Origin of the sequence: Streptomyces sp. NPDC057543, from assembly GCF_042801895.1 — a bacterium.
In the GTDB taxonomy this organism is placed as follows: domain Bacteria; phylum Actinomycetota; class Actinomycetes; order Streptomycetales; family Streptomycetaceae; genus Streptomyces.
This window is the reverse complement of record NZ_JBHVFF010000354.1, coordinates 1-7,612: the sequence shown is the minus strand read 5'-3', so window position 1 is coordinate 7,612 and position 7,612 is coordinate 1. Positions and strand designations below refer to the sequence as shown.

At 67.3% G+C, this 7,612-nt stretch carries 3 protein-coding genes; 1 reads left to right on the top strand and 2 read right to left on the bottom strand.

The genetic code is table 11. From position 1 onward, the window contains the following. Both ACFU8Q_RS36700 and ACFU8Q_RS36695 read right to left on the bottom strand, forming a co-directional pair. Positions 1 to 4,001, bottom strand: a 4,001-nt coding sequence (locus ACFU8Q_RS36700) for a ThuA domain-containing protein (RefSeq protein ID WP_384463045.1), incomplete at its 3' end; no start/stop codon positions are given. Between the two features lie 285 nt (positions 4,002 to 4,286). Continuing rightward, on the bottom strand, positions 4,287 to 5,264 hold the full coding sequence (locus ACFU8Q_RS36695; protein WP_384463042.1) for a multicopper oxidase domain-containing protein: 978 nt from the start codon (positions 5,262 to 5,264) through the stop codon (positions 4,287 to 4,289). An 821-nt stretch (positions 5,265 to 6,085) separates the two neighbouring features. Between ACFU8Q_RS36695 and ACFU8Q_RS36690 the strand changes: the two genes are divergently transcribed. Beyond that, a complete protein-coding gene (locus ACFU8Q_RS36690; RefSeq protein WP_384463047.1) occupies positions 6,086 to 7,573 on the top strand; it encodes an OmpL47-type beta-barrel domain-containing protein in 1,488 nt (495 codons plus the stop codon). Positions 7,574 to 7,612: the final 39 nt, after the last annotated feature.

The following is a 7,612-nucleotide window of genomic DNA, read 5'->3' as shown; positions in this document are numbered from 1 at the left end:
GTGTTGCTGTGGTTCTGCAGTCCCAGGTACCCGCTGAGGAATTGACGCAGGTCCGTGGGTGGGTCACCGGCACGGGACGAGTTCTTGCCGGGCGTGTTGTCGAACTCGTTGATCACCACGCCGTTGCGGATGATCGTGTAGTGCTGTCCGACCGCGCGCACCTCGTAGTCGTTCCACTGGCCCTTCGGGGTCACCCCCGCCTTGTCCAGGCCGACCGGCTTGAAGTTGTACACCGAGCCGGTCTTCTGGACCTCGCCCGCGGCCCCGTCGTAGATCTGGATCTCCTGGCCGCAGTAGATCGCGACCCACTCGGGGGCGGTGCGAGCCGAGCCGACCGTTCCGCAACTGCCGGCCGGGCGTTCGGCCAGCGGCGTCCGCGGGTCCGGGAACCGGGTGAAGACCCCGCTGTTGGCGTTGCTGGTACCCGGAGCCACGTCCCGGAACTGGAGCCTGACCGAGAAGTCCTTCAGCTCTTGCTTCGCGTACCACAGCATGCCCATGCCGCCGGAGCTGCGCATGGTGCCGTCGGGCAGGAGTGAGAACTTCCCGGCGCCCGCCTGCCGCCAGTCGGCCAGGCTGGCCGCGGTCCCGTCGAAGATGGGCTTGTACCCGGCGACCTTGCCGATCTTGCTCTGAGCCGCTGCCTTGCTGATCGCCGACGACTCGCGGTTGTCGAGGACGTCCTCCTTGCGAAGGTCATTGACGACGGCATTGACGTGACTGACGAACTCGCCGTGGTTCGACCAGGATGCCTCGTCGTCGATCAGGTCGTTGACCGTGCAGCCGCCGCCTGCGCGGTGGTTGGCCACGCCGGTGTCGGTGTCGAGCAGCTTGACGGTCGGACGGGCGTCGGGAGCGGGGCAGCCCGCCGTGGCGTCGAACGTCGCGGTGGCCTGCTCGCCGTCGGCGTAGGTGACCTTCAGCTTCGCGTGGTAGGTGCCGTAGTCGGCGTAGGTGTGCGTCGGGTTGGCCTCGTGCGACGACTTACTGCCGTCACCGAAGTCCCACTCCCAGGCCACACCGCCGGCCTTGGCGCTGGAGAACGCCACGGTCTTCGGCTCGCTCTGGGTGACCACCCGTGCTCCGGCGTCCTGCGGCTTCGGGGTGGCCGGGCCACCCTCGTAGGTGATGCGGATGAGCTTCTGGTTGGAGTGCAGGCTGAAGAATCCGCCCGCGTAGTCGAGCATGTACAGCGCACCGTCGGGACCGAACTTGGCGTCCATCCAGCTCTGCAGCTGGGTGCCGCCGCTGCCGGGCGCGATGATGCTGCGCAGGTCCTCACCGAAGGCCGGCGCACCCTGGTCCTTGACGTGGTCCGGGTCGATGGTCACCGCGACCCGGTTGTTGGCGTTGGACTCGTCACCGATGAACCACTTGTCCTCCCAGTACGCCGGCCAGGCGACACCGCTCTTGGTGTCCACCTGGGAGCGGTGGTAGGTCGGACCGGACATGACGGCCTGGCCGCCGCCCTTGAGGTAGGGCTGGGTGTAGGTGGCTTCGCTGTCGACGTAGCTCGGGACGCCGCTGCCGTCGGAGCGCTTGGGGAAGACCGGTCCGCCGCCCTGGGGCGAGTACCAGATCATGTTGTCGCGGGCCGGCGGGATGTCCACCAGGCCGGTGTTGCGCGGCGACTCGTTCTTCAGGTGGTCGCAGTCGTACCAGCCGGTAAGAACACTGGCGTCGGTGTTGCTGCGGTCACGGTACGGCTGCCGGTTGCCCATGCAGTACGGCCAGCCCTGGTTGCCCGCGGAGGTGATGACCGTGGCCGTCTCGTACTTGGCCGGGCCCAGCTCGGGGTTGGAGGCTCCCGCGTCCGGACCGACCCAGCCGGCGTTCAGCCAGTTGTGCACCGGGTCGACGGAGAGCCGCGAGATGTTGCGCACACCCATCACGTAGATCTCGGGGCGAGTCTTGGCCGTGCCCGGCGCGAAGAGGTTGCCCTTGGGGATGGTGTAGGTGCCGTCGGCCTCGGGGTGGATACGGATGATCTTGCCGTTGAGGTCGTTGGTGTTGCCGGCGGTGCGGCGGGCGTCCTGGAAGGAGACACCCTTGTAGTCCTGGGTCCAGTTGTTCCCGGAGTAGCCGCTGGAGCCGCCGGAGGAGTTGCTGTCACCGGAGCCGATGTAGAGGTTGCCGTCCTTGTCGAAGGACATGCCGCCGCCGGCGTGGCAGCAGCTGTGGATCTGGGTGTCCCAGTGCAGCAGGTCCTTGCGGGTGCCCTGGTCGATGGACTCGGTCGCGAAGTCGTAGGTCAGCCGGGAGACCGTCCGCTGGCCGATCCGCTTGTCGCGGTCGATCGACTCGTGCGGCATCCAGTAGATGTAGATCCACCCGTTCTTCTCGAACTTCGGGTCGAGGGTGATGCCGACGAGGCCTTCCTCGTTCTTGACCAGTTCGTCGCCGCTGCCCCGGTTGCCCATCACATCGAGTGTGGTGAGCAGCTTGACCTTCTTGGTCTTGGAGTCCCATTGGTGGATGGTGCCGCAGCCCAGGCCGACCTTCGGGTCGCTCCAGGAGCTGATCGGGCCGGACGGGCAGGCGGCCTTGCCGATATAGAAGGCCTTGCCGTCAGGGGCCATGGTGAGGCCGTGCGGCTCACCGATCTGGTCGAGTTTCCCCGCCTGGTTCTGGTCGGTCAGTCGCTCGGTCTTGTAGTTGGACGCGATGGTCGCCTGGCAGTCGCCGCGGACCATGCCGGTGGTCCACTGGATGGCGCCGAGGAGGTGGCTCTGGAACTTCGTGTCGGTGGTGTAGCTCTCCTCGGTGCGGCCCATGCCGGTGTAGAAGGACCGACCGCCGTCGTAGTCGCGGCACCACGAGATCGGGTGGAACGGGCCGTTGGCGCTGATTCCCGGCTTGTACTTCCACTCCTCGACCTGGGCCACGGTGTGGACCTTGCCGATCGGGTTGGGGTCCCAGTTGATCCATTGGTCCGAGCGGGTCCAGTTGAGCGGCAGGCCCTTGTTGGCCGGGTGCTGGCGGTCCGTCACGTCGACGACGGCCTGCTGGACCTTGGAATCCTGCGGAGGCGTCGGATTGGCGTTGAAGAGCCGCAGCTCGGCCAGCTGGGTCAGCGGCTCACCGCTGTTCGCGGTGATCTCCAACCGGTAGTGCTGGTAGGCCTGCTTGTTGGTGAACTGGAACTGCCTGGTCTGGAACCGCGACGGGAAGGTCTCGCCGGTCCGGGTGTCCAGGGTCGTCCAGCTCTCGCCGTCCTGCGAGCCCTGCAGCTTCCAGTCCTTCGGGTCCCGTCCCGTGAAGTCGTTGGCGGAGGTCAACGCGTAATTGACCACCGCGGCGGGCTTGTCCAGCTTCATGGTGACCCAGCCGGTCGGCGTATGGGCCAGCCACTTGGTGTCGTTCTTGCCGTCGAACAGCTTGTCCTTGGTTTCGTTCGGCGGGTTCTCCGAGTTGACCGCGCTCTCGACGACCTTCTCGGGGTCGGGGAGGCCCAGGGCCGGGCGGGTGCCGATCAGCCCGGTGAACCAGGAGGAGTCGGACTGGGCCCGGGCGGCGTCGTGGACGCCGACGAAGCCGCCTCCGTTGTTGATGTACGACTGGAAGGCGGCTTCCTGCTCGGCGTTGAGCGTCACGCCGTCGGCCGACAGGAACACCACACCTCGGTACTTGGCGAGGTCGGTGGTGTTGAAGACGCTTGCGTCCTCGGACTTGACGACCTTGAACCCGTTCTTCTCACCGAGGTTCTCGATCGCCGCTGTGGCCTTGTTGACCGGGTCGTCCTGCTTGGCGGCAGGTCCGTGGAAGACCAGGACGTTCACCTGGGTTTCGGTGGCGGCGCCCTGGTCCTGGCTGACGCGTTCGGCGGGTGGCTGCGCCTGTGCCTGCACGGCCGGCAGCGTGGACAGCCCGACGGTCAGTGCGGCGCTGGACAGCAGAACGACCGCGCGGCGCCAGGGCCACGCGTGACCAGATGTCCGCGCAGGCCGCGACGGCGGTGATCCGCTTCGTCTCGACAGGGCGAACCGGTCTCTCTTGCCCATGTTTGCTCCTTGACTCGATCCGGAAACGGAAGAGTGATCAGGGGATGGAGCGAGGGCTGCCGCAGGGGCCCCCGCCCGGCATGCGCCGGGCGCGACGGCTTTCGACGGGCGGTAGCGCTGCCCGGGAAGGACGGGGTGCCGGAGCAGGGAGGTCAGGTTCGCCTCCGGTCCTGGCGGGCGAGGACCGACCGGCGGCAGGTTGGTACACGCCCGTCAGGCCGTCAGGCAGGCCTGATGGGCGTGGCTTCGGGGGCGGAGCCCGCATCAGGACCCCGCCGCTGCTTTCTAGTGGTGGGGCATGCCGCCGGGGACCGTGCCGTCGGCCTCGGTCACGAGGAAGACCCCGACCATGCCCATGTCTGCATGGCTCTGGACGTGGCAGTGGTACATCCAGGCACCTGCGCCGACCCGGGCACCCGCGATCACCTGGAACCCGAAGGAGTCCCCGGGGCCGACGGTCTTGGTGTCGATGACCGCACTCACGTCCTGCGGACCCTGCAGGATCCCGGTGCGGTTGTCCACCCAGCGGTGCCCGTGCACATGGAAGGTGTGGAAGAAATCCCCGTGGGTGATGACGATGAACTCCACGCGCTCGCCGCGGACGGCCGTGAAGGTGGGTGCTTCGTGGTGGGCCTTGTTGTTGATCGTCATGTCGTTGAACACGACCGTGAACTGCTTGTCGGGCAGCACGTCGCCCTTGCGGCGCACGATCACGGGTCCGTACAGGCCCTTCTTGAGGCCGCCCGTGCCGTGTTCGGTCCCGACGTTGTGATCGTGATACTGCCAGTAGCCGGCGCTGCCGGCCTCCCAGGTCCCGTCGTGATTCGGTCCCGGGGCGTGGGTGCGCCAGACGTAGGTTCGCCGGCCGCCCGGCTCGACAACGCTGTCATTCATCTTGGTGCCGTCGCTGGCGACGTCGTAGTCCACGCCGTGCACGTGCAGACTCGCGGCGACGTTCAGGTTGTTGACGACCTCGATGTGCATCGTGTCGCCCTCGGTCAGCTCGATGAGCGGGCCGGGAATCGACGCCTTACCGGGCTCCAGGCCGTAGCCCATCTCCCCGTTCGGCAGGTTCTCCATGTACAGGGTCAGTTCACGGACGGTGCCCTTGCCGTTTCCTTGACCGTTTCCTTGACCGGGCTTGTCCTTCGGGGCGGCGGCGGTGGCGCCGAGCACCGTGGGTACGACCGCCGCGGCGGCCGCGCCGGTGGCGAACGCCCGCCGGGAGAAGAGGCGTCTCGTGCCTGCGCCTGAGTCGGTCATCGCTCTCCAATCCTCGAAACGCGAAGGTGCCCGAAGGCGTTTCGTGGTCGTGGTGTGAGTCGCCGCCGACGGCAGCTGTCCCGTCACGGCGGTACGCGGTGGTGCGCCGGGCGTGCTGCCCCGCGAGGCGGGCGGGGCGGTCGCCGAACCGAACTCCGGTGGAGACGGTCCGACTTGGCCGGACCCAGGTGGAAGCGGTCCGGCTTGGGCTCGATGTGCCGGCTGTGGCCGGGATCGGATCGGCTGGGCGAAGGGGATTCGCCTCGGGACCTGGACACCGTAGCGGGCACGCATCCAGTTTTTCCAGACTCAGGTCAAAGTTGGTTGGATCCTGGTCATAGGTCTTGGCAGATAGTCAAAAGACCCGCTAACTTCCCCTCGTTGCCGCATGGAAAGAGGTTGCGTGAACCCCGCCCTCGGGTTCGCGGTGCCAGCGGCCTCGCAGCGACAGGGGCGGATGCCGCCTGTGCGTGAGTGACGGCGGCCCCCGCCGTCGTCGTGCGCGGGCGATCCAGTGAAGCGCGGCACTCGCCCCGTTCCGTCCAGGGCGCCGGTCCGGTGAGCGGAGTACACGCATCTCGAACGCGCTCATCCCGGCGGCTGAAATTCCACCCGGCGGGACCGCGAGTCCTGCGCGGTGCCGCACAAGCGAATTCCCGAAAGGTGCAGCGGTGTTCAGAAGACTGCTCCATGCCCAGACGGATCCGCCCCCCTCACGATCCGTGCTACGTGACCGCCTCAGCGCGCATCCGGTGCTGATGGCGCTTATGGCCGTTGTCTTCACGGCTTTCGCTTTGGCCGCACCGGCCGCGTACGCGGCGATGAGTCGCGCGGACGAGGCCGCAGCGACCCAGGTGCTCACCTGGACGGCCGGCGACGACTACATGAAGTACACGTCAGCCCCCACCACCGCGGTGGCCGGCAAGGCGACCATCGTGTTCGAGAGCAGCGCGGCGACCGGCAATACGACCGGGTTGACGCACACCCTCACGTTCGACGTCTCGAACCCCGACTACAACAACGATGTCAGCCTCAACATCCTGGCGAGCCCCTTCGACTCCGAGGGAGGCAGGCACACGGCCGAAGTCACCCTCACACCCGGCGTCTACCGCTATTTCTGCGCGATGCCGGGCCACCAGATGATGGTGGGTGAGCTCATCGTCACTGCCGCGCCCGGCGACGACACCACTGCGCCGGACACGTCAGCGACGGTGTCCGGGACGAAGGACGCCGCGGGGAACTACGTCGGCAGCGCGAATGTGACACTGACCGCTTCCGACGCGGAGTCGGGTGTGGCGGGAATTGAATACTCGCTCGATGGTGCGGCCTACCGCAGCTACACGGCGCCTGTTGATGTCAGCGTCGTGGGCAAGCACGCGCTGTCCTACCGGGCGACGGACAAGGCGGGTAACACCTCGCCTGTGAAATCGGTCGAGTTCACTGTCGTGGCTCCCGAACCGCCGAAGGACACGACGCCACCCGACACGTCAGCGACGGTGTCCGGGACTAAGGATGCCGCCGGGAATTACGTGTCGAGTGCGACGGTCACGGTGACTGCTTCCGACGCGGAGTCGGGTGTGGCCGGAATTGAATACTCGCTCGACGGCGGGGCGTACAGGAGCTACACAACTCCGGTTGCCGTCAACAGCGTCGGCAAGCACGCGCTGTCCTACCGGGCGACGGACAAGGCGGGCAACACCTCGTCGGCGCAGTCGGTGGAGTTCACCGTCGTGGCGGCTCCGCCCGAGGACAGGACGCCGCCGCAGGTATCGGCCTCCGTCTCCGGCACGAAGAACGACTCCGGTGACTACGTCGGCAGTGCGAAGGTGACGGTGACGGCCTCGGACGCGGAATCGGGTGTGGCCAGGATCGAGTACTCCCTCGACGGTGGCCCCTACCTGCAGTACTCCGCCCCGGTGGCGATTGACAGAGCCGGGAGCCACACCTTGCTCTACCGGGCCACCGACAAGGCCGGCAACACGTCCACGCCGCAGTCGCTGTCCCTCACCATCGTCGACAGCAAGCCGCCGACCGACTGTCCTGAAACGGACGGCCGCTCCACCGTATTCACCGGCTCGATCAACACCGGTGTCCCGAACCGCGTCACGACCAACGGCTGCACGGTCAACGAGCTGATCGAGGATCACCGGGCCTGGAAGAACCACGGCGCGTTCGTCTCGCACGTCGGGGAGATCGTCACGATGCTGCGGAAGGAGGGAGTCCTCGACCAGCGGGAGGCCGCCGAGATCAAGAAGGCGGCCGGCCAGTCCGACGTCGGCATGCCGACCCGCGGTCCCGCCGGTCGCTGAGTCACGGCCCGGCGGTGACACTGCCTGAGCCGTGTGCCT

What these genes read in the sequence shown, in the direction of transcription:
- ACFU8Q_RS36695 (WP_384463042.1), bottom strand. Translation starts at nt 5,264, where the DNA reads ATGACCGACTCAGGCGCAGGCACGAGACGCCTCTTCTCCCGGCGGGCG.
- ACFU8Q_RS36690 (WP_384463047.1), top strand. Translation starts at nt 6,086, where the DNA reads ATGAGTCGCGCGGACGAGGCCGCAGCGACCCAGGTGCTCACCTGGACG.